Source organism: Streptomyces sp. SP18BB07, from assembly GCF_036322545.1.
Taxonomy (GTDB): domain Bacteria; phylum Actinomycetota; class Actinomycetes; order Streptomycetales; family Streptomycetaceae; genus Streptomyces; species Streptomyces deccanensis.
On record NZ_JAQYWT010000342.1, the window covers coordinates 143,564 to 170,241 of the forward strand.

The window sequence follows — 26,678 nt, forward strand, 5'->3', positions numbered from 1 at the left end:
CCTAGATTGCGGGCACCCGGGTGGACGGCTCTGGTCGAGAGTCGTCAGTGATCGTCAGCAGTCATCAGTGGTTGACACCGGTCGACAGCAGTCGTCAGCTGTTGGCGAGCCGGAAGATCTCCGTCCCCGACAGCAGGCCAGGGACGAGGCGCACGTCGTCGATGTCACCGGCGAAGGGGTCGGACCAGTCGGCGCCGTACTGGGCGCGGCCGATGTTGAGACCCTTCGTGGCGTTCCAGACGTCGGTGACGGTGGTGCTGCCCTGCTCCTCGCCGTCGACGAAGAGCGTGAGCTTCCGGGCCACCGGGTCGTAGGTCCCGGCCAGGTGGACCCACTTGTTCACGGTCGCGGGCCGCTCGCTCGACGCCATGGCGCGGACGATGTCGGAGTCCGCGGTATCGCTGATGTGCCGACCGAAGATCCAGCGCTTGTAGGCGGTGGAGTAGTAGATGTTGAAGCCGTTGCCCTGGCTGCCCGCCTGGCTCACCACAGAGATGTTCTTGGACAGCGAGGTGGGACGCACCCACGCCGAGACGGTGAACGCCTGCCCGGTGTGCACGGCGGACACAGCGGTGGCATGGTCGGCGGTGCCGTTGAAACGCAGCGCCTTGTCGGCCGGGTCGCTCGCGGAGTTGTTGCCCGCCACCCAGTCGGCACCCTTCACCGTCAGGTCCCGGCCGTGGCCGGAGCTGTCGGGGGCCGTGCCGCCCGAGGTCTGGTCGAGACCGTAGACCGCGGCGGCGCAGGTGTCGGCGAGGATGTCGGCGCAGGCGCGGTCGACGGTGAAGAAGTACTTCTCCAACGGGCCCCGGTTGCCGGCCCGGTCGACACTGCGCACGTAGAGCACGTTCGGACCGAAGGTACTGGTCGGCACCTCGATGGTCGCGTTGCCACCGAGAGCAGCCGGGTCGGCCTTACGGGCGGGTGTGTCGTTGCCGAGGTCCCACTCGTAGAACTCGACGTCGTTCTTGAACACCGGGTCCGCGTTGCCGTTGGCGGAGAGCGTGAAGTGCCGCTTGGCACCGACGGGCAGGTCTGCCTCGCTCGCCACCGGCTCCACGTGCGGCTCGGTGGTGGGTGCCTTCACGTCCACCACGAACTCGCACCAGTCGGACCACTCCGAATACCCGGAGTCCTTGAGCTTGCCGGTGGAGCCGTCGTAGGTCTGGGCGTGCCACTTGTACCCGTGCCCGTGGGCCAGTTCCTTGACCGGGATCCCCCGCTCGAACCTGCCCTCGTTCTGCGGCCCGTCCTTGCCCTCGTAGACCATGGGCCGGCCGTCCACCTGGTCCCACACCCGGAACGTCGCGGTGAGGTTCTGGCCGGAGCCGTCCGTGTGCGAGTCGGCGTCGGTGCCGCTGACGGACATGGCCGGGGTCGCGTCACGGATCCACGGCCGCTTGGTGTTGTCGGTGGTGCAGGTCTTCTCCTCCGGGTTGCTCAGCTTCTCCCCGGTGGGCTTGTTCGGACGGGTGTTGTACGTGACGACGAGCTTGGCGTTGTCCCCCCGGAACCGCTTCCAGGAATTGGGGTCGCCCTCGTCGGCAGCCCGCAGCGAGAACGCAATCGGGTCCTCCCCCGCGGCCTTCTTACGGACGGAGGAGGTCAGGTTCTCGTTGCTCTCGTTGGCGCTGTCCTCGAAGTCGACCCAACTGGCCGGCGCGTCCGGGCTACAACTGTCGCCCCGCCCGTACGCTACGGACCGGTCGACCATCAGGTCGCCGTCCTTGGGCTTGTTGTTCCAGTTGGTGGCCGAGTCGACACCACCCTCGGCGACCATGTGCAGGTTGACGGTGCTCTTGGTGCAGGAGAAGGAGAAGGTCTCGTAAACCTGGAAGACCGCCTTGGAGATGGTGCGGTTCTTCCAGCCGTCGGTGCTGAACTGGAAGTACATCCGGTTCGTGTACGGCGAGCCGCTGCACACGTAGTAGATGCCGCCGATGGTGTCGGCCGAGCAGCGGCCGACGCCCTCGTCCTTCTTGAATTTGTGGAACTCGGTACTCGGGTTGGCACTGGACACATACAGCCACTCGCTCTTGGACATACCGGCCTCGGGGTCGATGTAGACCGGGAAGTCGGTGTCGGCGGCGGTGAGCAGGGCCCGGTCGGGCTCGACAGTGACCGCGGACGCCGACACGTCGAGGGCCATGTCGGCGACCTTGGCCGCAGCGTCCGGCGCCTCCTGCGGCAAAGTCTGAGCCCCGGAGGCGGGCACAGCGTCCGCCGGGACCTCGTCGCCGGAGTCCGCGGAGTCCCACATCTTGGGCGCCTGACCGCCGAAGACCCGCTCGCCGGAGGCGTCCACAGCCTGAAGACCACCCGTCGGCCCGGTGGACAGATCGAGACCCTCCGCCCGTACGGGGAGCCGTAGTGCGGCCAGTTCAGAGCTGCGGGCCGCCTCGGGCGTCTTGACCTCCAGGACGTACGAGTAGCCGGTGACGGAGGCGCTGGCCAGCAGGTCCACGCCGGGGAGCACCTCGCGGTACTCGGCGGTGTCCCCGATCAGAACCGGCTCGGGCAGCGGCGTGGGCCAACTCAGCGTGAAGGACTTGCCCTCCTCGCCAAGCGTGACGAAGTCGGACGAGCCCGCCGCCGCGAAGGCCAGGTCGACGACGGCGGCCTTGGGACCGACCGTGCCGTCCGGGCGGCGCTCCAAGGTCGCGTCAGCCTTCACCCAGCTGCCGTCGGGACGCTGCACCCGCTGCGGCTGGACACTGGTCTCGCTGGTCAACGAGCCGTCCGGGTTGGCGAAGACGAGCTCGTCCTCGGTACGCTGCTGAATGATCTCCACCGGTTCGCCGGTCTCAGCTGCCAGTGCGAACGCGGCCGCCTCGCCCGAGGCCGGCGTTGTGCTGCCGGCCGCGCCGGCCGGACTGGTGACGGCGGGCAGCGCGCCCAGGACGACGGCGCTGCCGAGCAGCATGCCGAGCGTCCGGGCAGCACGAAGCCGCCGGAACCAAGGGTTGGTCATACCCTTTTCTCCCCCTCAGGCTCTCCCCAGAGCCCGCTATGAAATTGATGTGGCCATGCCGTACTGCAGTGGCCAAAGAAACGTATGGGACTCCCTTTACCGGATCAAGGCCATTTCGAGACTGAACCGCCCACAGCCCTCCACCGCACGCACCGCTCATGCCCATGAGCAGCCCTTGGCGCGGGAGGACGCGCGCGGCGGATACAACGGATCCACCCACTTCGGCCGAATCGTGACCGGAGAGCCGACGCACCGGCAGGATGGATTCCACGCTGGCCTCGCGCACGCTGTGCACAACCCATCGGTGTCAGGCTGGGGCCAACGTCGCCCCCGGAGGACGCCGCCGCCCTGAGCTGGACACTGAAATCCGGAGGATGTTCCCGGACGGCTGACCTTCAGCATCCGCTTCGGCGCTAAGGACGTGCGCCCTGTCCTGCCAACGGTCGTCGACGCGCCAGCCCGCCACGGACCGGCGCAGGACCAGCACAGAACATGCGGGCGCCTCCGGCTCCTTGCCCAACTCGAACAGGAACGGCCACTACGAGCCCGAGGACACTATCCCTCATACGACGGGATCGAGGGCGGGTAGCTGAAGTTGTTCGGACCGGACAGTCCCGCTGTTTTCGTTCGCCACATCGAGGGCGATCGTGTTTTCACCCGTCGGTCCAGGTTCAACCGCACCCGCTGATGAAGCGTCAGACACACTTGTCCACCGGTTGTCCACCGAACCCCATCGCATATACCTGACCCACCCCTCCCGGATGAGCAAAAGCCCAGCTCAGAGTCCTAGGCTGCCTACACGGTCACGGAAACCGAACCCCCGACCCACGCATTACGATGCACAGACCACAGAGGCGCAATATGGGTCGTTTTCAAGGCCATCCGAAACAAGAAACCCCAGGTCAAAGGCTTGACCTGGGGTTCACCATGGAGCCGCCTTCGGGATTCGAACCCGAGACCTACGCATTACGAGACCGTGAGCGTTCGTGTTGTGCAGTGCCTGGTCGTGCTGCCCAGTAACGTCCTGCCTGATCAGAGCATGTGCGGCTGCTTGGTCTGTGCTGTCTCGCATTACGTGGTCCAAAGGCGTCCGGCCACCGGCTGGCCACCGAGACAGGCGCCGCAGGTGACAATGAACCGGATCACCCAGGTTGTCGGCCTCCCACGACCTTCTGTCGGCGTCGCCAAGTCAGCATCATGGTCGTGCGAGGGTACTGATAGCCGCAAGGAGAACATCCTCTGTGCAGCCTGTGAATTCGGGCACTCGACACGAGGTGGGGCAGGCAGGGGACGGAGAGCAGGGATCGAAAGCCGCAAGACGCCACGCAAACGACAGGGCTGCTCGCCGCAGTCGGAAAGATGCAAAAGCGGATGCCGGAGCGGGCGGGACTCTCCCGGAAGGAACTCTGCGCGGCGATCGGCTACGGCCCCATCTCGGCCAGGGAACACGGCGCGCGGGAGTTCCCCGCCCCGTAGCCGCGAGAAGGCGCAAGAACCTCTCGATCCTGCGCAGCGGAACCCGCCGCCCACCCGACGCGACAACCGGGCCGCCGAGCTGCCCACCATCAACTCCGGAAAGCGAAAGGGCCCACCGACTCCGTCGGCGGACCCTCACGAAAGATCGAGGTTGGATGAAAATCAAATAGTCTCCGCGCGGAGCAATTGCAAATCCTCTACAGTTGACAGCTTTCGCTCAACTTCAGAGATACTGCAATTCACATAGACAAGCGCATCGAACTGAGGAAATTCAGGCTCCCCGAGAATTCCTTCATCATCACGCACGTTCTCCTCGATTGAAATCTCCAAGCGCCCCACCCCTCGATAGAAATAATAATCCCCCCCCTTGTATGAACTATTCCTAACAGAGAATTCGACGCCCAGAGCCGTAGAGATGCTTCGAGACGCTTCATTCAAGGCCCACCCCTCCATCCCGTACAGAATGAAACGTGCAGACATCAGTCCCTCCTTGCGACACTCAAGGCACGATGATACTTGGGGCCCGCATTATGGCATCTGCGGGCGATTCATAAACCATGAAGTTTACCTCACGGTTGGCCGTCCCCGAGAGGCTCTCGCGAAGGCTTCCGAGTCCCATTTTCTCCAGGTCCGCCCCCTTGAGAGGGCCAGTGCGCGTACCGCCAGAGCGCAACGGGATGCCAGCACTCTTGGCACGTTCCCACAAGTCCCCTCCAGCCAGGGCAATGTCGTAGTCACTGTGAGAGCCAAAGGGGCGACCGCTCTTGAAACTCTTCCCTGTCACCGAACTTCCTTGGAATATAACAGCCCCTTCTTTAAATCCAGCATCCTTGAGGCCGGAACGCAGTTCACCTCTAAATTTCTGGAACTCTGCAGCATTGGCAAACCCCATAGGAATCCTCCTGGGGCCAGGCAGGGGTCCTGCCCCCTTCCCCCTTCCGAGTCCAGGCCCAATCTCAAACGTCCCGACCTTGAGTTCACACTTGGCACCTATCCCCCCATTGCTCGCGACCCCATAACAGCCAGGACGATATTCCCAGGTCAAAAAATGCTTGACGCCTTTGATTAGCCTGCCGAAATCGAAGGCGGGGGGAAATTTACCTAGATTCGACAGATCTCCGCGCACGACGTAATCAGTATCCAGCGGCCCCTGGATCAACCCCATGCACCAAATCTGTGAGCAATCTGATTCGTTTGCCGCAGTGTTGCCGGTACTGTCGTTGCTCGCCGTTCCGCCGCTCTTGCTGTAGTCGACCGCCTCGTTGGGCCGCCCGTTTCCCTTTGAGCCGTCAGGGCGCGTCGGGCAGGCTGGATCATTCGGACCACCGCACTTCAGGCCGAGGCCTGTCGGGTCGGAGAAGGTGATGGGGTTGTTGATGCTGTATGTGTAGCCGTTGAGGGTCTGGTGCTTGTCGAGTTCCAGCAACGGGTCCACGCTGATGAACTGGCCCGTCTTCGGGTCGTACTCACGCGCCCCTATGTGAGTCAGCCCCGTGCCCACGTCCGCGGGCTTGCCCAGGAAGCTCTTGTCGTCCGGCCAGGGGCCCGTCGCCGTTCCCCGCGGCGCCCCGAACGGTGACGTGTACCGCTTCGTGACCGCGTACGTCGTCGCATCCAGAACGAGGCTGGACGTGCCGTGATGGTCGGAGGCGAGGAAGCTCAGCTTCGAGCCCGCGGTGCCGGCGACTGCCGTGCGGACCGCGATCGTCTGGCCGTTGGCCGTGTAGTAGCGCGTGCCAGAGAGGGTCTTCGTCGTGCCCTTGACCGTCAGGCGGACCTCCGTGCCACCCAGGTACAAAACCGTGTCGCCGTCGCCCTTCGCGCGGCGGATCAGCAACTCCCCGTCGGCGTCGTAGAGGTAGCTCGTCTCCGCCGTGCCCTCGGTGGTCTTGGCGAGCTTGCCCTCGCCGTTCCAGAGGAGCGACTGCTTGGCGGCCGGACCGGGGCGGGATGTGGTGTTGCCGTTCGCGTCGTAGTCGTAGGCGGCCGCCCTGGCACCGGTCGTGTTGTCCAGGGTGTGGGGCTTCTTGTCGCCGTCAACGCTGGTGTCGTCATACGTGTACGTCGTCGCGCTGTCGCCCGTACCGGTGTGCTGGGTCTCTGTCTTACGCTGGCCGGCCGCCGTGTACGTGTACGACGTCCAGTACGGGGCCGCGCCGTCGATGTTCGACATCGTACGGCCCGAAGCCGAGCAGTCGGCCGTCTTCGGGGTCCAGGACTCGGTCAGACGGCGGTGGCCGTCGTAGGTGAAGCACTGGTAGTCGGGCTTGGCGGTGCCGCCCTGGGTTGCGGCGTCGAAGATCGACGTGACGTTGCCCGCGTCATCCTGGGTGAACTTCAGTTCCTGCGGCATGTAGCCGTGTACGTCGTCGGTGACGAAAGAGCGGATCAGGCGGCGTGTGCCCTTCTCGTACTCCCAGTTGAGGTACACCTTCTCCGCCGTGTCCGCCCCGTCTTTGCCCAGGGCCAGCTGACGCAGATCGCCCTGCGGGGCGAATGTCGCGCCCTGCAGGTAGCCGGTCGTGCCGGTCGACGCGATCTGCTGCCCGGTCGCGTTGTAGTCGTAGCTGACCTGCTCCGCGGGCAGACCGCCCGCCGCCGGGTGGGACGTCATGCTGATCGTGCCGTCCAGGCGGTAACCCGTCGCGAACGACAAGGTTTTCGGTACGCCCGCCGCGACCAGGGCATCGTTCTCGGGGAGCAGGAGCTGGCTCTCCTTGACCTGGTACAGGGGGTCATACGACGTGATCTTCTTCGTGTACTCCTTGCCCGGCGCGACCGATCCACCGTCGTAGCGGACCGCCGTGTCCAGGTGTCCCTTGGCCAGCGTGTCGAAGGTCCAGGCCGCGAGCTTGTTCGCGTCCGTCTTCGTGCCCTGCCACAGGCCGGTCTTGCGGTTCAGTTCGTCGTAGCCGTAGAGGAGCTTCTTGTTCTCCTCCTCGACGTTGAAGGACGCCTCGACCCGGTCGAGGCTGTCGTAGACCGACTTCGCCGTGCCCTTGTCGGGGTCGGTCGCGGTGATCTGGCGGCCGAACAGGTCGTAGGTGTATGACCACACGGCCTTGTCCGGGCCGGTGATGGATTCCTGCTGACCGGCGTCCGTGTACGTGTAGTTGGTCGTCGTGTAGTCCGTGCCCGTCGGGGTCGGCCCCGCGTATTCGCGGCGTTCGGTCGTCTGGCCGAGGGTGTTGGTGACCACGGCGGTGGCTTGGCCGCCGGGTGGGGCGGACGTGGTGACCGTGTCACCGGTGTACGTGGATTCCGTGGTCCAGCGGGTCACGCCGTGGGTCTTCGTGACCGTCTTGGTGGCGCGGCCGGCGCCGTCGAACGTCGTGTCGGTCTGGATCGGGGCCTGGCTGCCCTCGGTCTGCGCCGGACTGCTTGAGGGGGCGGAGGTGTTGTCCCAGATGTCGCCCTGTGTGCTGACCGCCAGCCCGCGGCTGTCGTACTGGGTGAGAGAGATCAGGCGTCCGCCGACCGGGGTCGGGGTCTGGACCTGCCGGGTGCGCAGGAGGTTGTCGTAGAACTCGTACGTGGTGTTGTAGCCGGAGCCGTCGCCCTTCATGGCGCCGGTCGACATCCAGGACAGGTCCGAGTTGGTGATGTTGTAGGCGTAGACGTAGTTCGGCTTCTGGTTAAGGCCCTTGAGGCGGTTGGGCAGCCAGACGCTGGTGGCACGGCCGAGGCTGTCGTACTCGGATTCGGTGATCTTGTCGTTCGCGTCCATCACCTTGAGCGGCGCACCAGTCGCGAACGACACGGCGGTCTTGACCTTGTGGCCCTTGATGTTGGTGACGCTGCTGGAGGTCAGCGGGCCGGAATCCGTCGGAACGTAGGCCGTGTCCGTGACCAGTGCGTTGTTGGTGTCCTTGATCAGACGCGGACGGCCGAGCGCATCGTACGTCGTCGTCGCGACCTTCTGCCAGGTGGGGGCGTCGTCGCTGCCGTAGGACTTGGCGCGGCCTGCCCAGACCGCCTCGCCCTTCGTCGGCTCCTGCGCCGCCGACCAGGCCGTCGCGGTGGCGTCGTCGTAGACCGTGGCAGTGTCGGAGATGACGTCGCCGGGGCGGGTGGTGTCCGCCGGGAGGTCGAGGGCCGAATCCGTCGTGGCGCACGTCCTGGCGACCGTCCGGTTACGGGAAACAAGGGAGTTGATGCCGTTCTTGGCATTGCGGGCGTACCAGGTGCGGGTGCACTTCTCGTCGCCGGTGACGGCCGCGTCGCCTTCGTCCTCGGTCGTGCTGACCATGCCGAAGTCGTCGTACGTGTAGGCGATCCGATGGGCTCGGTTGACGGCCGTACCGGTGGTCGTCACCCGGGTGCGGTCCGTCTTGCTGGCGACCCGCACCATGTACGCCTCGGTGTCGGCGTACGACTTGTGCTGGGTGGCGGTCTTCTCGGACCAGATGCTGTTGATGGTTCCGGAGACCTCGGCGGACCCGTTGTAGGTGACGCTCTCCCGGACGAAGCCGGCGTACTGATCACGGTCCGTGGCCGCGCCGGCGAGAATGCCCGTCACCGAGGCCGACTTGCGGTTGTCCGGGTGCGGCGTCTTGCTGTCCGTGCCGAGGACCCGGTCGCCGTTCATGCCCTGCATGTAGACGGTGACCGTCTTCAGCTGGGCGGTGTCGCTGGTGCCTGTCAGGTGCGTGACGCGCTGGAATCCGCGCCAGAGGGACCAGGTGCGCTCCTTCTCCGGGACGAACGGGTCCTCGTTGTAGTGCCAGGCCGGTGTCGAGTACTCGTAGGTGTGCTGGACCGCCTCCTTGCCCCCGTGGGGAGCCAAAGTAAGCACGGACGAGACCGGGTACTTCTGGAACCAGTCGAGGATCGGAGTCTTCTCCCCGTTGGGCGACCAGTAGACCGGGTAGCAGCGCTTGGTGTTCTCGTCGACCTTGGGCATCGTCTGCCCATAGACGCAGTCGCCCTCCATGTACGACACGATCGTCTCGGCGCCCGCCTCAGAGGTGATCTTCTTCAGGCGCGGCTTGTCGAAGGAGAGGATGTTGTCGTGCTGGCCGTCGACACGGTTCGGGAGCAGCGTGTGCTCGAAAGTCACCGGAGGCAGCGCCAGGTCGGTCCCACGCTTGCCGGTGTGCTTGATCTGCTTCAGCCAGAGGGACTGATCGGCGGAGTCACCGGTGTCGCCCGGGTCCGGGTAGCCGTGCTGGAGCGCCCAGTTGTCGACAGCCTGGTACGCGGGTGCCGACGCCGCCGCGTTCCACGCGTACGTGGTGATGCCGGTCAGTCGCTTGCGGGTGAAGAACGACGGTCCGGTGTTGCCCGTGCACTTGTCGCCGCTCTTGCAGACGGCGTCGAACGGGACGTCGGGCCAGTTGTCCCGGGTGTCCTTCGTCAGCGAGTCACAGCCCGTGCCGGAGTCGACGCAGCGCTCGGAGTAGTCGAGGACGACCTTGTTCGAGGCGGCGGGGGTGGCGGAGAACAGGAAGTCCTTGCGCTGGCCGTAACGGATCTCCTTGAGGTAGCCGCCGCGAACGTACTCCGTGCCGGTCGTGTCGTCACCGAGCATGTCGTAGTGGTTGGTCTCGGCCTGGTACCAGTAGCTCATCGCGTTGCCGTGCGTGTCCTCGACATAGTCGAGGTTCCACCGCCAGGCCTGCTTCTTCTCCCGCCCCGAGAAGCCGCTGCCACTGCTGTAACCGGGTTCACCCGAGTCGTCACCGAAGACCGGGACGGTCCAGACCGACTGCGTACGGTCGCTCGTCCCCGCCCCGTCGAGCTTGTTCAGGCCGAAGACGTACTTCGTACCGTCACCCGTGACGACCGTCCAGTACTCGCCCTTGTCACCTGCGGAGGTGTCGGTCTTCGCGTCACCGTCGTCGCCGTTGTCGGCACCGACGGAGTGCGTGACCGTGGAGGCGTCGTCGTTCTTCAGGCGCCACCGCTTGGTGGTGTCGTCCTTGACGAGCTCGGTCGCCTTGCCGTTCAACACGAGGGAGGCGTTCTCGTACTTCCAGCACAGATCGAACTTGTCGTCCTGCTCGTCGTCGTCGCAGGAGCCGTACTTACGCTCGACGTAGGAGGAGGTGAGGTCGAAACCCTCGCCGACCTGGCTGCTCTGGTTGTTCGTGTTGGCGGTACGGCCGTCCACGGCGCCGGAGTCATACGAGATCGACAGACCGGGGGCGGGCCCGGCCGCGGCCGGCGGTGTGCGCAGCGGGTAGGACCAGGTGAACGTGCCGGCCGAACCGCCCGCCTCCCAGGTCGAGGAGGACGCCAGGGGAGTCGCCTTGTAGTCGCCGCCGCCGGACTGGGTACCGGCGGCCACAGCGAGGACCGTCGTCTCAGCGCGGGACGCAGCCGGCTTGAACGCCAGCGTCGACGAAAGGTGCTCCTCCGCACGGTCGTTGACCGAAACCAGTGGCTTGGGAGCACGGCACTTACCCGTACCGCTGTCGCTGAGCAGACACGCAGGGAACTTCAACAGATTGAGACGACCGCCCCAGTCACCGCCATAGGCGGAGGCGAACGCCGAATAGTCGACACCCAGCCGGGCCTGCCCGCCCGTCTTCGGCCCGGTGACCTTGAGCACCACACCCTTGATGCCGAGCTTCTCGGCGGTCTTCTGGTCGAGGACCTCGACCTTGACCGAATCGGCTGTGCGCGGCTGCTTCTTGCCCTTGGCAGCCTTCGGTTCGGTGAGCGAAACCGGCAACGAACCGGGGGTCCCCTTGGCTCTACCCGATGCGGACAACGAGAGCGTTGCCGAGCCGCTGCCTGGCCAGGTGACCTTCCGTGCTCTGTCCTGACCGGCGCGCTTCGCCGCAGCACGGTTCGCGGACTCGATCTTCTCCCCCAGCGCCGCAACCTTCTTGTTCGTCTTCACCGTCCACGGGGAGACCTTGGTCGCCTTCGGGGCTTCCAGATCCGGCCTGCCGAGCGGGTCAACTTCAGCCGCGAACGCGACCGGTGACAGCAGGCCGGGCAACATGGCGAAGCCCACCACCGAGGCGATGCGCCTCGTCCAGACGCGTCTGCCAGATGTGGCTGTCCCCGCTCCGGACGAGCCTGGGGCGAACTGGGTCATGACAAGTCTCCTTGCGGCGGCGGCTCCGCTAAACGGCCGCGCACCGTTGAAGGTCAATGGAAGAGAGAGCAGGGAGGCCCGCTGGGACGGGCCCGCGAGAGCTACGTGGACGGCTCGGAGATCTGGCTCTGTACCCGTTCCTTCGGCATGGCACCTGACCACACACGGAACTTCGCCAAGTCACCCGGCAGGTAATGGCCGGTGGTACCGCCCGCCGAACCCCGACCCACCGAGAGCGCGCCCGAACCCTGCTGAGCGGCTTCCAGCCCGGCGTCTTCCTCGCTCTGCTGAGGGAATTGACCGACGTACAACTGGGTCACCCCGAAACGCTCCGACCCGTCACCAGCGCTGAAGGGCTGCGCGGCATCGAAGACCCCCGTGACATCGACCCATGTGCCGAACTCGTGGGCACCGACCGGCTCCTGGGCCACGGCGAGTGCGCTGTCGACCACCTTTCCGGTGGAGTCGACTGCCGTGCGGCCGAACTTCCACTGGTAGAGGCCGTCTGCGGCCTTCTCCACCCACAGGGCCCAGGAGGACTCCTTGCCCCCCGGGGCCGCCTGTGCCGCGACCAGTCCTCGATAGCCGTCCGGCTTCGACTCCAGCAATGCCCTGTTGAGTCGTACGCGGGCGGACACAGTGAAGGATCCGGCCTCGTCGATCACCGGCCCCGTCCGCGAGGCGTAACCCGAGGCGCCGTCGAGTACGAGCGCCGTGGCGTCCTCTCCGGTCAGCCCGGCGCCGCCTGCCAGTGTCAGACCACCTCGCTGATAAGGGAAGGATGTGCTGGCGGGGTCATCCGGGTCTTCCGGACTCTCCGAGACCTTCGTACCGGACGAGATGGTGGCGTCCCAGTGTGCGACCAGTTCATTGGTCGGCACATCGTCCATCTTCAGCTGGTGTTCCTCGCGGATCTGCTCAGGCTGCTGTGCCTCCTGCCATACCGCGACCTCGTCCAGCCGTCCGCGGAAATACTCGCCGTACGCACCGCCGACCTTAGAGACTCCGAACATCAGGTTCCGGTCCGCAGCCCAGGGCGTGTACGTCGACGCGGCGTCGGACAGCACGACCGGATCGCCCTGCGGCTTCCCGTTGACGTACAGCTGGATCGTGTCGTTGGTCTTGTCGGCGTCCTTCTTCGCATCGAAGACCGCGGCCAGGTGGGTCCAGACCCGCAGCGGAGGATTGGCCTCATCGGCCACCGAGCGGATGTAGACCGGGCTGTCCTTGTCCTGGTCGGTCCGGTTGAACACCCACTTCTTGTACGTGGACGAGTAGTAGAGAGTGAACGCCGACCCCCGGTCGCCGGGCGCGGACAACACCGTCCTGTTCGCGGAGGCGTCCGTCAGGTAGGTCCATGCCGACACGGTGAAGGAGTCCTGGGTGTTGACGGCGGGTCCTTCGGTCGACGCGTAGCCGGTCTGCTTGGCCGGGTCCACGCTGTCGTTCAACCAGAGCGAGTAGTCACCCGCCCCACGGCGCGCCATCGTCGACCAACCGGTGCCGGCCGTGTCACGCAGGACGGCCTTGTGGCGTGTTCCGGCCTCGCCGGTGTCCTGGGCCTCCACCACCTTCGATCCCGGCGTGCCGTCGTCGAAGCGCCAACGGCCCGTCGGCCCTGCCGGTAGTCCCACCTTGAGGACGAACTCCGCCGGCGGTCCCCAACGCACGCGCCCGTCCTTGTCCAGCTTGAGATCGCTGGCTTCCACCGACAAGGTCTGAGTACCGGACAGACCCGGGGTGATGTCCTTCCGCGTCACCGGCTCGTTGGCCTTCGAGGCATTGACCTGCTTCGCCCCACTCGCGCCCGTGGCGAGGAACCGCCAGCGGTAGGCCATCACATCCTTGTCGGCGGCATTGGGCCCGAAGGTGAAGGTACCCGCCACCCCCGGGGCGCCGTTCGCAGCACAGGCATCGACCGTGCACTCCTTGTACGGCCCTCCCGACACGATGGTCGGCGCCTTGGGCGCGGTCGAGTCGATCCGCAGGTAGCACCAGGAGGAGTACGGCGAGAACAGGTCTCCCGACCGGCCGTCATAGCTCCAGTGCGACTGGGTACGCGCACGGAATCGATAGAGCCCTCCGTCCGCCCGGTTCGTCGTGGTGATCTGCAGAAGATCACCGTCCGTCGCCCATCCCTCATCCGGTCTGTACCCGCTCCACACCTGCGACCAAGTCCCCTTGGCCGTGTCGTTGCTGGAACGCTGCATGGCGAACTCGGCCTGCAGGGCGGGCGTCGTCTCGTCCGCGCCGGGCTGCACGAGGGTCTGCACCCTCGCGTGAATCGTCGGCGCAAGCACCGTCACGGTCAGCGGGTCCGACGAAGGGCGGCACGGGCCTGTCCTGTTGCCGGTCCCGGGGATCGCGCCCACGGTGGTCGGCACACCCGGCTTGTGCACATACCAGACCTTGAGTTCCGCGTTGTTGTCGAACCGCTTCCAGGCACGCGGCTCGGTCTCGTCCTTGGCCCGCAGCATCAGCGTCAGCCGGGGGAACTTGCCCGCCGCAAAGGCCCGCACAGTGGAGGCGAGATTCTCGTCCGACTCCGCGGGGTTGTCGTTGAACTCGACCCATGCGTTCGGCTGTTCAGGGCTGCACAGGTCGCCGCGGCCCGCCGAAACGTATTTGTCGCCCATCTGGTCGAGCTGCTTGGGACCGGGCCAGCGGGTGCCTTCCGAGATGTTGTCCGTGCGCTCCAGGTCCACCCAGTACGGGGTGCAGTTGAACGACCAGGTCTCGTACGCACGGAACGTCGCGTCCAACACATGCTTACCGGCCAGCTTGCCCGGTCCGAACTCGAAGTACATCCGGTCCGTGTAGCCGGAACCGCAGGCGTAACCGTCCGCGACACCACACCGGCCGACGCCCTTGGGCTCGGTAAACTTCCAGAACTTGTCCCCGTCCGACGACAGCTTCGTCCACTCGGAGACACCCAGCCCCACGGGCGGGTCGATGAAGACCGGGTACACCGTCTCCTGGCCGCGGAGCAGTTCCAGGTCCGGCTTCACCGAGACGGTGCCGTCCCCCACCGTCACCGGCAACTCCGCCGAGGCGTCCCCCTCACCGGGGTGGAAGAGATCCTCGACAGCGGTCTCGGCCTTGGCTTCCAAGCCAGCGGTCTTGGACAGGAGTTGGGTCTGCGGCCCGGCGGCCGCATCGTCTCCCGCCGAGTCCCACATCTGTCCCGCAGGCCCCCGGAACACCGCGTTTCCGTCAGCGTCGACAGCACGCAGCCCACCGCCCTCACCAGGCACGACACTCAGGCCGGACCCTGTGGCCGTAAGGCTGATGTGCTCCAGCTCAGCGCTGTCAGCGGCTTCGGCGGACCTCACCACGAGCACCTCGCGGTAGCCCTCGGCGGTCGCCGTCATCTGTAGGTCCACCCCGTCGACCGGCACGTTCGCGTAGGTCGCCGTGGCACCGTCCAGCGTGGGGGCGGGCAGGGAGGTGGGCCAGCCCATCCTCAGCTCCTGGCCTTCACGTCCGAGGCGCAGCAACCCTGCTCCGTCCCCGCCGCCCGAGAAGGCCATGTCCACCACGGCGGCCTTAGGCCCGACCGTCCCGTCGGAACGTTTTTCCAGAGTCACGTCGACGTCCCGCCACGTGCCGTTCTCGGCCCGCGCGCGCTGCGGCTGTGTGGACTGGGTCAGGGTGAAGGTGCCGTCGGGGTTCGCCACGGTCGTCGTGTACTCGGTCCGTTCGGACGGCACTTCTACTGGCTCACCGGTCGCCGCCGCACGCTCCGAGGCCGACTGCTCGGTCAGCGCCGATGTGGGAACTGCGGCCGCCGCATCGCCGACGCTCGCGATCGACACAACGGGCAACAGCGACAGCAGCATCGCCGCCGCCGAGAGCCCCCCGGCTACACGACGTGAACTACCTCTTCGCATTTGAACATGACGATGCCCCCGCCTTAACCCCACGAACCCACCCCGTAGTCACAGAACCTTCATAGATCCCGCGATCTAACGCGGCCTCAGTTCCAAACGTCAACGTGACCTGCATCACAAATTTGACTGTCGGATCACCTCTGAGCTGGGACGACAGCGGGCGATTACCGACCAGTCGGGCGAACCTTCGAACGCCACACATCTTCACTCTCCGCACGCGAATGAAGGTCAAACGCATAGAACACGCCACTCTTCAACGACCGCTCGAGCAAACACCCCTACCGCCACAGCAGGGCCGCTCTGCCTCGATGAGCTCCTTAACCTTCAACTACCGCTCACGACAGACTGGCAACACGGCACAGCAGAAACAGGCCAAGCGGCAACTCAAATGCCGTAGCGCATTGTTACGGGTGGCGATGGTCAACCCACCCTTGAGTCGAATGCCATCGGGTGCAGATCTTGCGACAGTGCCTGGCTGGGTGAAGCAGGGCCACAACGGTGCCGCACGAGAGGTAAAGCGACCTGCGACCGGGCCGCTTCACACCGGCGCCGAGGACTCCACGGCAAGTGTCTCCACTGTTCAGACTGCACAAGAGACGGGGCATCTGAGACAGCACCTGCAGGGCCGAGAGCGGATGCTCCCTGCACGCGCGCTGCACAAATGGCCACCGGATGGCCACCAGCGATCACTCCGAAATTCGATGCAGAAGCCCTCAGGACCATGAAGTCGCAGGTCACAGCGGCGCACCGAAAACCGGACACAAGCTGTGAACCGGCGACCTACGCATTTCGATGCGCAGACCAGCAGTGCCCGATTCGTCGGATATCCAAGGTCAAGGAAAACAGGAAACCCCAGGTCAAAGGCTTGACCTGGGGTTCACCATGGAGCCGCCTTCGGGATTCGAACCCGAGACCTACGCATTACGAGACCGTGAGCGTTCGTGCTGTGCAGTGCCTGGCCATGCTGCCGTGTGCCGTTCTGCCTGATCAGAGCATGTGCGGCTGCTTGACCTGTGCTACCGCTTGTTACGTCGTCCAAAGGCGTCCGGCCACCGGCTGGCCACCGAGACGGGCAACACGGGTGAAAAGAAACCAGATCACCGGGCTGTCGGCTTTCCACAGGCCCTCCGGCGTGCGGGCGAGGCGACCTTGCTCGTCCAACCCGCCGATTGGTACGGATCGTTTCATCCAGCCCCCAGACGACGCGGCAGCCTCCGGACTTGGGCCCCTCCGCAACCGCAGTTGGCTGACGCCTCGACGTCGTGCCGGCCGAGCAGGCCCGCACCCGCCGCACCGTCGCCGGTGGGCGCGCCCGCCAGACCCGCACGGTCTCGAGCCACAGCCTCGCGCAGGTGTCGACCCTGACCGCCGTCTACCGGCCGCGCAAGGCGGAGTACGTCACGGCCGCCGCGCGGATCGCCGCGTTCGCCTCCGCCGCGTAGCCCCGTGGGCCACCGTCCGGGCGCGGGCGGGGAGACCCGCCTCGGACGGCACCCCGCCAGACGAAAAGACGCATCATACGCTCCGCCCGCCAGGCAGCAACCGGCATCCGGGGTGACACCGCCCTAACGGGGACGGCCCGCCTCGACCACTCCCACCAGCGCGACTACTTCGAAACGACAACGCAGCGAACTGCCCAAAGGAGTACGCAACATGTCCATCGAAAACATCGAGCCCATCAACGACACCACCAGCCCCCCGGGAACCACCCAACTCCGCGTCGCCCCGGTCACTGAGACCCACGAGCGCGAGACCGGGCACGGCTCCCAGCTCGCTGCCCTGTCCGTCGTGACCGCCCTCGTCAACGGGGTCCAGGTCCCCATCGCCTGCCCGACATCGTGGTGCATCGAGGACCACGCCGGCGAGAACACGACGCACCTTGAGGACGTCGACCACTCGGGCGAACACGTCGACCTGTACGCGCACGCCTTCAACAGCGGCGACGACGTGCTCTTCGCCTACGCGCGCCTCGGCCAGGACCTGTTCTCCGTGGACCCGAAGGAACGCGCCCCCTACGTATGCGTCGAGGACGGCAGTGGCGAGGAAAGGTTCTTCACGCCCGACCAGGCCGACGTCTTCGCCGAGAACCTCGACGTGTTCGGCCGACGAATCCGCGACTTGGCCCAGGTCGCCCGCAGTCCGCGCGGTGGCACCCCGGCCCAGCGGCCCACCGCCGAACCTGACATGCCCAGCTTCGCCAAGGTCATCGGCGCCCTGCCCACCGCGGTCGCGGAGTCCATGGAGAAGACCCTGCCCGAGCAGTACACGCCCGAATACGCCGCCACCTTCGCCACAACGATGATCGCCGAACTCATCCAGGGCCGTCGGGTCGCCGCCGCGAAGCGGTCACTCACCCCGGCCCAGCAAACTCTCACCCCTGATGATGGGCTCGGCGGATGGATGACCGCTCCCGTCGAGACCGCACACCGCGACATCGACGACAACACCCTCCCCGCGGAGAACGAGCAGATTCCCTTCCTCGCCGCCAGGGCCGTGGTGCTCGGCTACCGGTCGCAGGCGTACGGCCGTCGTACCCAGGTCTGGTTGGACTACGGCGGTTCGTGCGGCTCGCTCACTCCCACGCAGGCCCGCGAGGTGCTGGCAGCGATGCGCGCCTTCACCGATCAGTTCGAGGCCGTGATCGAGATCGCCGCGGAGTCGGCGGCCAGCGACTTCGAGGGTGACCCGGAGATCGCGGCGGCCGACGAGGAGGCGGAGAAGCGCCGCACGCGCCGGATCTCCGAGGGTCACGGCAAGGGAGTGACCCCGCCCAAGGTCGCCTGAGCGACACCTCATAGACGGCCCGGGCCAGGCGACCTCACCGCCGGCCCGTGGCCTGGGACCAACCCCTGATCAGAGCAGTAGTCAGCCTTACCCAGCACGACACAGGGTCTACGCCGCCGTTGGCGGCCGACATTATACCTTACCTCGATCTTTTGACCTGGTGTACAGTCCTTACTTGTAGGTAGCCGCCCAACTTGGCTGGGTACCAGAGAGGGAGAAGGGCCCAGCTCGTGCCAGAGCCAGGCCCTCCCTGCAGTAACACGAGCCCGGTCGCCTTGTTCGAGGCCGGGCTCGCTGCATATCCAGCGGCCCGCCGCGGCCGGGCGTACTCGCGTGTGGACGCTTCCTAGTTGCCTAGGAGGCGTACTGCACCACGATGGCGGCAAGCGCAATGGCCAGCCCGATCACACCGATGATCACCTGAGCCTTTTCGGGTCCGGTCCACGGTCGACGGGGCTTCCCTTCATCGAAACCTGCCACTTCGCGCCTCCTATCCTCCAGCCCTGTCCTTCAGGGCGCCACGCTGAACAGCCCTTGCTGTTCAGCCAGTTGAGGGGAGGACCTTGCGACGCGAACGTCACACTACTCTATCCGTACGTCAACTATTTAACGTACACACGTCCCCGTGGAGGCGTCCCATCCCACGTGCATCCGTCAGCGCTGACGTACCATCAGTACACCGTCTGGCACTGTTTTCGCAAACAACTCCGCTAGGATCACAAACAGTTGGCGGGCTATCCGCAGAACAGCGATGAAATCCAAGGGAGTTGACATGCCCACTCTGCACACCGCGATCCGAGCCAAGATGGGATCGACCCCGTACTACGTGACCACCATGAAGGTGAGCGACCTTGTCCAGGTCGCCCGCCCAGCGAGTGAGCAGGAGGAATGGGCCACCAGCGGCTTGACCGAACGACTCCAGCGCGAGCTCAACGACTACCGCGTACGCACCGAGATCGCCCCGTACCTGGCCAACTCTCCTGACCGCTTCTTCGGCGCCATCATCCTGCTGCTAGACGCCGAGGAGGAACCGGAGTTCGAGTCGTTCAGCGAGGTGGCTAAGAACCTACCGAAGGCGTACCGGTCCACGATGGCCAAGGACTCCTTTGGCTTCCTGACCATCGACAGCGGCGAGCGCATCATCCTCGACGGTCAACACCGTTTCGCCGCCTTGCGGGAGGTGCACCTCATGCGCACCGTCGAGGGTGACTACGTTAAGGATGTCGGGGACGACGAGGTAACCGTCATCATCGTCCCGCGCATCAGCACGCAGCACACGCGGAAGATCTTCAACAAGGTCAACCGCTACGCCAAGAACACCAGTCGCGGCGACAACATCCTGACCAGTGAGGACGACGGGTTCGCCATCCTGACCCGACGCCTGGCGGATGGCGACGGTCCGCTGGCTGGCAAGAACCACAAGAACGAGTCGCTGGTCAACTACAGAAACAACACGATCGCCGAACGCAGCACCCAGCTCACCACCCTCAGTGCCATCTACGAGACCGTCCGCATCATCGCTGAGCACTACGACATGGCGGACGAACTGAACGAGAAGAAGACCCACGTTCGCCCCTCAGAGGAGACCCTGGACCAGGGATACGAGCACGTTGAGGGCTGGTGGACGACCGTCCTGGACGGTATGCCGAAGCTCAAGTACGGCCGGGACAACACCAAGCTGCTCCCCGAGCTGCGCGCCAAGGACGCCGACTACGGGCTGCTGTTCAAGCCAGCCACCCATATCGTGCTGTTCCAGGCGCTCTCCCAGATCCTCAAGGCGGCCGAACCCGACCTGCTCCTTGAGGATGCCGTAGAACGGACCTACGAGCTCGACTGGAAGCTCACCGCTCCTCTGTGGCGCGACGTCCTCATCAACTCCGCGCACAACATCCTGACGAAGAAAGAGAACTACAACCTCGCCGCTGACCTGATTACCTACATGGTGGTCGGAGACAAGTTGCCCACCAATCAAATCGATCAGTTGCGCGAGCGCGTCGCCAGGGCACGCGGAGAGGACGAGTCAACGTTCGAGTTCCCGGACCCGCTCGCTTGACGACAGCAACCAGAGCCAGCGGACCCCACGTTCAGGGCTGACGCCGGGCGGCGCTCTCCGGCTCGGCGCTCGCGGGCTCGAAGCTCATCGCCGCCGGCGACGCACAACCCCAGCCGTCAGCACTGAGATAGCGGCAAGACACGTCGCATAAGACAGATCGATGACGGAACCTGCGCCTCCAGGTTTCTGTTGCGCCAAGTTAGGTGGAAAGGAGGTCCAGCTTTCCCATCCACCGTAGAAGAAGCTCGCTTTGGGTAGCACTGAGGTCAAGGTCGGGCTGCTCATCCAACAGATGCCTCACCTCAGCCACTGAGGCTCCTTCGTCAAGCAGCTGGCGAACTTCCTGGGCTCCCAAGATGCGCTCCATGAAAAGCCGGCGCAGCAACTGCGCGTCGCGGTTCTCGACGAACTTGCGACCGTAGGCGGTGAGAGAGATCTGCCCTCCCTGGACGACGGACAATCCAAGGGAAACTAGGTTCATGAGTCTTTTGCGCGCCTCGGGTTCAAGTGTGACGCTCGTGAAGAACTCCATGAACTTCTCAAGGCAGGTCTTCAGTTGAGGGTTCTCCTCAACCAACTGGGCCATCAGCCACAGCGTCTCGACGTAGTCATTACTGCGGCCGCCGGGGACTTTGGCTAAGCGGTAGCGAGAGCGGGTTGCGGCGTGGCGCAGTTCGTCGGCGTCGGCTTCGGCTGCCTCCAGGTGTCGCAAGGCATCGACCGAGTTCCGGTCAACTTGCTTTTCGAGCTGGAATACCCTACTGACCTGCTGCATCAGAGTGCTGGGCTCGACCATAAGGAGTCGCAGACCAGTGAGGTCACGCAGCTCATTCACCAACTCGATACGCGGAAGCCGAACGGCTTTAGCAGAAGCCTTCCGCCACCAGTCCTCCTTCAGGTCCCGAGTAACGAAGAGGACATCCTTCCCGTGACTCTGGGCAGCGTCCATGAGCTGACGCCAGACCAGATAATCCCCCGCCGCCTCATCGTCTTCCTTCTTTCCGCTCTCAAAGTCCTTGTATCCAGGTGGTATCTGCTGGTCAGCTCTCTCCTTAGCGCGCTGCACCTCCTCCGCGTGTTGCTTCGGAGGGAAGGGAACTCCGACACGTTGATCGAGGAGCTGCTCCAGGACAGTGATCACCGGGTCGGTGTGTGTGTTGCGAATCCCCGGGACTCTATCCTTGGTGGCCTGGCGCTCCAGCCTCTCCTCGATTTCCTGGTAGAGCTTCTCTGCGCGATCGAGCTTCTCGTACATCGGTGAAACGATGTCGGTGTTGTCACCTATGTGAACATTCCTAGCCCACTCTTCCAGAGCACTACGTGACCGGTTTATGGAACTTTTCAAGATCTCCGCTGCGGTAGCGGCCTTCTTGTCGTGGTAGGTGATGAGCTCTTCACTCTGTCGATTGCGCCAGAACTCAACCAGCACTTGGTGGGGGACCCACAGGCGCTCGGAGATCGTCTTGAGGACGGTCAGCATGTCCTCGCGGACGCGCCCATTCATGCGGTACAGGTCGAGCAGAACGTTGGTGTCTAGGACAACGAGGCCATGCTGCAGGGCCGATCGGTAGTCGCGATCGGACGGTGTGCGGTATGCCTCGAATCCATCAAACATGCCCCGTGCCGTGGTCATGATGCTTCCCTCCCCCAGAAAGTACGTACTCATGATCCCAGAGGTGGGAAGCGGAAGCCCGGGTGTTTTCGATGCCGTGCGCGCAGCGGCCGTCCTGCACTACATCGGGCATTCGCCCGACCTCGTCAAGACAGGCTTCCATCTGCTCGCTGGCGCCCGCCACCTCCGGGACGCGGTCAAGGCCGATCAAGCAGACTGTTGAAGGCGCCGTGAAAGTCAGGGCGGTTCGAGGGCTGTTGACCTGCGGTTTCCCCTGAGGCTGCCTTGAAGAAAACAGTGTCTGCCCCCGATCACCACTTGAGGTCCCCCCGAGATGCGAGGAGGGGTGACAGCAGTCAGATGGATCTCGTGAGAGGAGATCTGACGATGCCTGCCCCCAGGACATACCTGCTGGAGTTGCGTGCACGTGCGGTGCGGAGGTACCGCACCTCGGAACCGAAGCGCGTCATCCGTCGCATGGTCGAGGAGCTCTGCGTGCATCACGGGGCCCTGCGCGGCTGGATCCAGCAGGCCGAGGCGGATGCCGGCGAACGGGACGACCTGCTCACCACCGAGGAGAAGGAGGAGCTGGCCCAGCTGCGCCGCGAGATGCGCGAGCTGTGCCGGGCGAACGAGGTCCTGCGGACGGCCTCGGCTTTCCGCGCAGCTCGACCCGACCCGGCCCAGGTGAGAGCGCTCATCATCGAGCACCTGCATCTGAAAGACCCCCTCCGATCAGGTCATATCCCTGATCCAGGGGGTCTCTCCCAGCGTGGCGGCGCCAGGATTCGAACCTGGGAAGGCTGAGCCGACAGATTGCGCGTTCGCCACCCCGAACTCGATTGATGCTCGCGGGGTCGCCCGGCCAGCGGACCACTGGGCCATGTCGAAGCATGCGCGAAGCGCGAGTACCTCAGCAAGGCGTTCGCCGGCATCAACTGCAGCCCGAGCGCCGCAGCAACTGTCAGCAGTTCATCACCTGACCACCCGCCCACCCCGCCGCCAGGATGACCACCATTCGCTGCGCGGCCCATCCGGCGCCAGCACCGCGGCGCTGACCAGGTTCCCCGGGCCTACCACCGAGCTGAGCACGGCCATCCCACCGGAACCCGCGAAGTCAGTTCGTCGCGCTCGGTTTAGCGATCGCTGCTGCGCAGCGCGCTCACACTCCTGCCACGCGTTCCTACGAACCGTCAATTAATCGCGTACAGCGCAGGCCCTCTTCTATCGCTCACGGCAGACACGAAGGACTGGATTACTTGATCCAATCCATGCCAACGTAGGGGTATTAGAAAAACCGGCTCGCCAGCGAAGGAAAACCTCCCACGAGGACCAGAAATCTGACTGCTGACACAGGCGCCTGCGAACTGATTGATAAACATCAAGAATACGGGAGTTTCACACATGACTCCAGATAACCCGACGACCAAAAGAATTCGTACCCCGTTGCCGAAGTGGTTGGCTAACCGCCCTCGTGATCACAGGGGTTACCCGATCACCTACGTCACAGCAATTCGCCCCGATGGCCGCCCCGACTTCACGGAACTGGACGGTGCTCGACGCCTGGAGTGCATCCGCGACGAGCTGTGCGGTTTGTGCGGTGCCCCTCTTCGCTACTGGCGTGCAGTTATCGGCGGCCCGTCAGTGATTCGGCTTCGCCTGACACTGGATCCTCCCATGCACGTTGAGTGTGCAACCTTTGCAGCAACAGACAGATCCGTTGGCTGCCCGTTCTTGCTGAACACTGGCACCGCTCGTTACTCAAAGCCTGCCGTACCGGGAACGTCTGAGCGCCCCAGTCGGATGTTCCTGGCCACCACACGCTCTCACCAGTTGGAGCGCGATGGCTCCGACGTCCTCGCCCGCTGCGCGGCGTTCAAAAATGTTTGGGAGATCCAGGACGGCAGGCTGATGCACCTTCCAGAGAATATCTCCTGGCCTTAAGGCGGATGGCGCAGCAGGCACCCCGGATGCCCTCGCCCCGGCAGTCGTGGGGCGAGGAACTTCCGAGCGCAAAAAGGCCCCCTCGGCTGTCAGCCAGAGCTATCCTTAGCGCGAAAGCCCCGGTGGACCGCTGACCTCGGTCATGTCGCCGGGGCTGAAACGTACCCGGCGGTCTCTGGCGGTCAGGGTGTTCAACGGCCGTCTCGTGGATGCAGCCGGGTCTGTCAATTGATTGTGCGTGAGGACGTGATCAATGGGCCAGAGTGGCTGGGGCAGCGACCGTCGGCTGACCGCGATCAGCAGGGGTGGGCTTTCGGTTCCTGCTCGCCAGGCGGTCGTCGACGGGCAGATCCTGCCGGGCAGTGCGGTGCTCGACTATGGGTGCGGGCGTGGGGAGGATGTGCGCGCGCTGGAGCACATGGGGTGTGAAGCGGCCGGCTGGGATCCGTTCTACCAGCCGGATGTGCGCTTGGAACCGTGCCCGGTCGTGCTGCTGACCTATGTCCTGAACGTGATCGAGGACCCCTCTGAGCGGCGCCGCACCCTTCAGCGTGCGTGGGAACTGGCAAGCACAGTCCTGATCGTCTCCGCGCGCCTGACTTGGGAGCGGTCGAAGGTCAGCGGCGAGGAGTTCGGTGACGGCCTGTTGACCCGGCGCAACACCTTCCAACACCTGTACGGTACCCGCGAGCTACGGACGTACGTCGAAGAAGTCACGGGGGTCCGTGCCGTCTCCGCCTCACCTGGGATCATCTACGCCTTCAAGGACGACACAGCGCGGCTGAGCTACCTGGCACGTCGCATCATCGCCGACGACCACTGGCTGGCCTCGGACGACACGACCTCCGCGATTGCCGCGCTGGTTGACCATGTGGAGCGTCGAGGGCGGCCACCGCGGCTGGAGGAGATGCCCTTGCCCACTGCCCAGTTGCTGGGACATCTGCGTCCGGCCGAGGTGAACCGGCTCGTGCGTGAATCCGCCGACCCAGCCAAGGTGGACGAGGGCGCCAAGCGGACCACCCTCAATACGCTGCTGTTCCTCGCGGTCGAGCTCTTCAATGGCCGGGGGCCGTTCACCAGCCTGCCGTTGACTGTGCAATTGGACATCCGGGCGTTTTTCTCGTCCTACAAAGAGGCATGCCAGCGTGCAGATCGGCTACTGCTCAAGCTGCGGGACGACACCTACGTCCGTGGGGCGATGAACGCCTCCGCGGTGGGCAAGTTGACACCCACCGCCCTGTACGTCCATCGGCGTGCTGTGGAGCGGATGCCCACGGTGCTGCGGCTGTATGAGCATTGTGCGTCGATCGCTGCCGGGCGCCCGCAGGCATGGACGGTGCTCAAGCTCTGCCACCGAGGGCGAGCGGTCAGCTGGCTGGACTATCCCGACTTCGACTGCGACCCTCATCCTCGCCTGCTGACGTCCTATCAGGTGGACCTCACAACGTCCGAGACCTCCCATCACTCGTACGGCAGCCGCGAGAATCGCCCACTGCTGCACCGCAAGCACGAATTTCTCCACCCCGACGATCCGGACGCCGCCAAGTATCGGCGGCTGACCGAGGCCGAGGTGCGGGCCGGCTTGTACGCGCACCCACACCTGATCGGCACCGAGAATGGGTGGGAGAGCGAACTCGCCCGCTGCGGACGGGCCCTGCGCGGGCATCGCCTCATCCGCGCAGGTGAATGAGGGAATCTCAATAGCCCGGCTTCAGCTTCGCGACCCCTCGGGCCAGCTCCTCCACGTCCAAGTCTGTTGCCTGCCCGGGGGTCCAGGAGAAGCGCAAGCCTTGCGAGGCCGCCTCCTCGGGCAGGCCCATGGCACGGAGCACATGGCTGGGCGTGAAGGAGGCGCTGGTGCACGCCGAGCCGGTCGCGACCGCAACCAGGTCTTTGAGAGTAACGAGAAATGCCTCGGCGTCCACGTTCTCGAAGGACAGATTGAGGATGTGCGGAACGACGTGCTCCTGGTCGCCGTTGACCTGGAAGCTCGTCGAGGCAAGCCCGGCCAGGAGCCGGGAACGCAGATCCTGGGCCGCGGCCTGCCACTGGGCGTGCTCGGCTTCGAAGATCCTCGCCGCCTCGGCCAGCCCCATGATCAGAGGAACGGGCAGGGTACCGGGACGCAGTTTCCGCTCCTGGCCGCCGCCGAACAGGATGGGCTCGAGGGGGACACGCTCGTCGTCCATCTCCTCGCGGCGGCGGGTGACCAGCGCTCCCACACCCTTGGGAGCACCGATCTTGTGCCCGCTGATGCTGATCATGTCGATGGGGGTAGTGAGGTCGCCGGGTACCTTGCCGTACCCCTGGGCAGCGTCCACATGCAGGTAGGTGGGGGTGGCCCGCAGTTGCTGCGCGAGCTCGGCAACCGGCTGGATCACACCGGTCTCGTTGTTCACATGCATGAGAGACACCAGGAGGGTGTCCGGCCGCAGCCGTTCCATCACCGCTTCCACCGAGATCCGGCCGGAGGGGCCGGGCGTGAGGAAGTCGACTTCGAACCCCCGGCCGGCCAGGTGCTCCAGCGGTTCGAGGACCGCCTTGTGCTCGATGGCGGAGGTGATGATGTGGCGTCGGCCGGTGCGCTCGCCGTAGGGGGCGAGCCCGAGCAGGGCGATATTGTTGCTCTCCGTGGCGCCGCTGGTGAAGATCAGCTCGTCAGGCTCCGCGCCCACTGTGCCGGCCAGGTACTCACGGGCCCGCTCCACCCCGCGCTTGGCCCGGATGCCGTACTCGTGACGGCTGCCCGCGTTGCCGTACTCCGCGGTCATCCAGTGCAGAACGATATCGGCCACCCGCTGGTCCACGCGCGTCGTCGCCGCCGCATCGAGGTACGTCACCATCGAACCCAATCCACCTTTGAGCGTTAATCTGCACGTCCTGTACGTCATTTACCTGAC

General features: G+C 65.1%; 12 protein-coding genes. 5 read left to right on the forward strand and 7 right to left on the reverse strand.

Going from position 1 to position 26,678, the window contains the following annotated elements; genetic code table 11:
* Window positions 1-94: 94 nt before the first annotated feature.
* From PUR53_RS31695 to PUR53_RS31710, 4 genes are all read right to left on the reverse strand, one after another.
* Window positions 95-2,971 carry a LamG-like jellyroll fold domain-containing protein gene (locus tag PUR53_RS31695; RefSeq protein WP_329910465.1) on the reverse strand — a complete coding sequence of 959 codons (2,877 nt, stop codon included), beginning with the start codon at window positions 2,969-2,971 and terminating at the stop codon, window positions 95-97.
* 1,638 nt (window positions 2,972-4,609) lie between these two features.
* Window positions 4,610-4,927: a hypothetical protein gene (locus PUR53_RS31700; protein ID WP_329910466.1), complete on the reverse strand. Its 318-nt coding sequence runs from the start codon at window positions 4,925-4,927 to the stop codon at window positions 4,610-4,612.
* Window positions 4,928-4,946: 19 nt separating this feature from the next.
* Window positions 4,947-11,495, reverse strand: coding sequence for an RHS repeat-associated core domain-containing protein (locus PUR53_RS31705; protein ID WP_329910467.1), 6,549 nt, complete (start codon window positions 11,493-11,495; stop codon window positions 4,947-4,949).
* A gap of 101 nt (window positions 11,496-11,596) precedes the next feature.
* The gene (locus PUR53_RS31710; protein ID WP_443080381.1) at window positions 11,597-15,385 is read right to left on the reverse strand and encodes a LamG domain-containing protein; all 3,789 of its coding nucleotides are present in this window, start codon (window positions 15,383-15,385) and stop codon (window positions 11,597-11,599) included.
* A 1,262-nt stretch (window positions 15,386-16,647) separates the two neighbouring features.
* Here PUR53_RS31710 and PUR53_RS31715 point away from each other — a divergent pair.
* Together PUR53_RS31715 and PUR53_RS31720 are read left to right on the forward strand one after the other, a co-directional pair.
* Window positions 16,648-16,827, forward strand: a complete 180-nt coding sequence (locus PUR53_RS31715; RefSeq protein WP_329910469.1) for a hypothetical protein — start codon at window positions 16,648-16,650, stop codon at window positions 16,825-16,827.
* A gap of 211 nt (window positions 16,828-17,038) precedes the next feature.
* Window positions 17,039-18,169: a DUF6907 domain-containing protein gene (locus tag PUR53_RS31720; RefSeq protein WP_329910470.1), complete on the forward strand. Its 1,131-nt coding sequence runs from the start codon at window positions 17,039-17,041 to the stop codon at window positions 18,167-18,169.
* 354 nt (window positions 18,170-18,523) lie between these two features.
* Here PUR53_RS31720 and PUR53_RS31725 read toward each other — a convergent pair whose 3' ends face one another.
* Window positions 18,524-18,649 (reverse strand): hypothetical protein, encoded by a 126-nt coding sequence (locus tag PUR53_RS31725; RefSeq protein ID WP_329910472.1) that lies wholly within the window; start codon window positions 18,647-18,649, stop codon window positions 18,524-18,526.
* 292 nt (window positions 18,650-18,941) lie between these two features.
* Here PUR53_RS31725 and PUR53_RS31730 point away from each other — a divergent pair, with 292 nt between their 5' ends.
* On the forward strand, window positions 18,942-20,222 hold the full coding sequence (locus PUR53_RS31730; RefSeq protein WP_329910473.1) for a DNA sulfur modification protein DndB: 1,281 nt from the start codon (window positions 18,942-18,944) through the stop codon (window positions 20,220-20,222).
* A gap of 199 nt (window positions 20,223-20,421) precedes the next feature.
* Here PUR53_RS31730 and PUR53_RS31735 read toward each other — a convergent pair whose 3' ends face one another.
* On the reverse strand, window positions 20,422-21,855 hold the full coding sequence (locus tag PUR53_RS31735) for a PIN domain-containing protein (protein WP_329910474.1): 1,434 nt from the start codon (window positions 21,853-21,855) through the stop codon (window positions 20,422-20,424).
* A 366-nt stretch (window positions 21,856-22,221) separates the two neighbouring features.
* Here PUR53_RS31735 and PUR53_RS31740 point away from each other — a divergent pair, with 366 nt between their 5' ends.
* Window positions 22,222-22,641 (forward strand): transposase, encoded by a 420-nt coding sequence (locus PUR53_RS31740; RefSeq protein ID WP_329910475.1) that lies wholly within the window; start codon window positions 22,222-22,224, stop codon window positions 22,639-22,641.
* Window positions 22,642-24,031: 1,390 nt separating this feature from the next.
* A complete protein-coding gene (locus PUR53_RS31745) occupies window positions 24,032-25,468 on the forward strand; it encodes a DNA phosphorothioation-associated putative methyltransferase (protein WP_329910476.1) in 1,437 nt (478 codons plus the stop codon).
* Between the two features lie 7 nt (window positions 25,469-25,475).
* Here the strand turns inward: PUR53_RS31745 and dndA are convergent, their stop codons facing one another.
* On the reverse strand, window positions 25,476-26,669 hold the full coding sequence (dndA, locus tag PUR53_RS31750) for a cysteine desulfurase DndA (protein ID WP_329910477.1): 1,194 nt from the start codon (window positions 26,667-26,669) through the stop codon (window positions 25,476-25,478).
* Between the last annotated feature and the right edge of the window lie 9 nt (window positions 26,670-26,678).

What these genes read in the sequence shown, in the direction of transcription:
- PUR53_RS31695 (WP_329910465.1), bottom strand. Translation starts at nt 2,971, where the DNA reads ATGACCAACCCTTGGTTCCGGCGGCTTCGTGCTGCCCGGACGCTCGGC.
- PUR53_RS31700 (WP_329910466.1), bottom strand. Translation starts at nt 4,927, where the DNA reads ATGTCTGCACGTTTCATTCTGTACGGGATGGAGGGGTGGGCCTTGAAT.
- PUR53_RS31705 (WP_329910467.1), bottom strand. Translation starts at nt 11,495, where the DNA reads ATGACCCAGTTCGCCCCAGGCTCGTCCGGAGCGGGGACAGCCACATCT.
- PUR53_RS31710 (WP_443080381.1), bottom strand. Translation starts at nt 15,385, where the DNA reads ATGCGAAGAGGTAGTTCACGTCGTGTAGCCGGGGGGCTCTCGGCGGCG.
- PUR53_RS31720 (WP_329910470.1), top strand. Translation starts at nt 17,039, where the DNA reads ATGTCCATCGAAAACATCGAGCCCATCAACGACACCACCAGCCCCCCG.
- PUR53_RS31730 (WP_329910473.1), top strand. Translation starts at nt 18,942, where the DNA reads ATGCCCACTCTGCACACCGCGATCCGAGCCAAGATGGGATCGACCCCG.
- PUR53_RS31735 (WP_329910474.1), bottom strand. Translation starts at nt 21,855, where the DNA reads ATGACCACGGCACGGGGCATGTTTGATGGATTCGAGGCATACCGCACA.
- PUR53_RS31740 (WP_329910475.1), top strand. Translation starts at nt 22,222, where the DNA reads ATGCCTGCCCCCAGGACATACCTGCTGGAGTTGCGTGCACGTGCGGTG.
- PUR53_RS31745 (WP_329910476.1), top strand. Translation starts at nt 24,032, where the DNA reads ATGGGCCAGAGTGGCTGGGGCAGCGACCGTCGGCTGACCGCGATCAGC.
- dndA (WP_329910477.1), bottom strand. Translation starts at nt 26,669, where the DNA reads ATGACGTACAGGACGTGCAGATTAACGCTCAAAGGTGGATTGGGTTCG.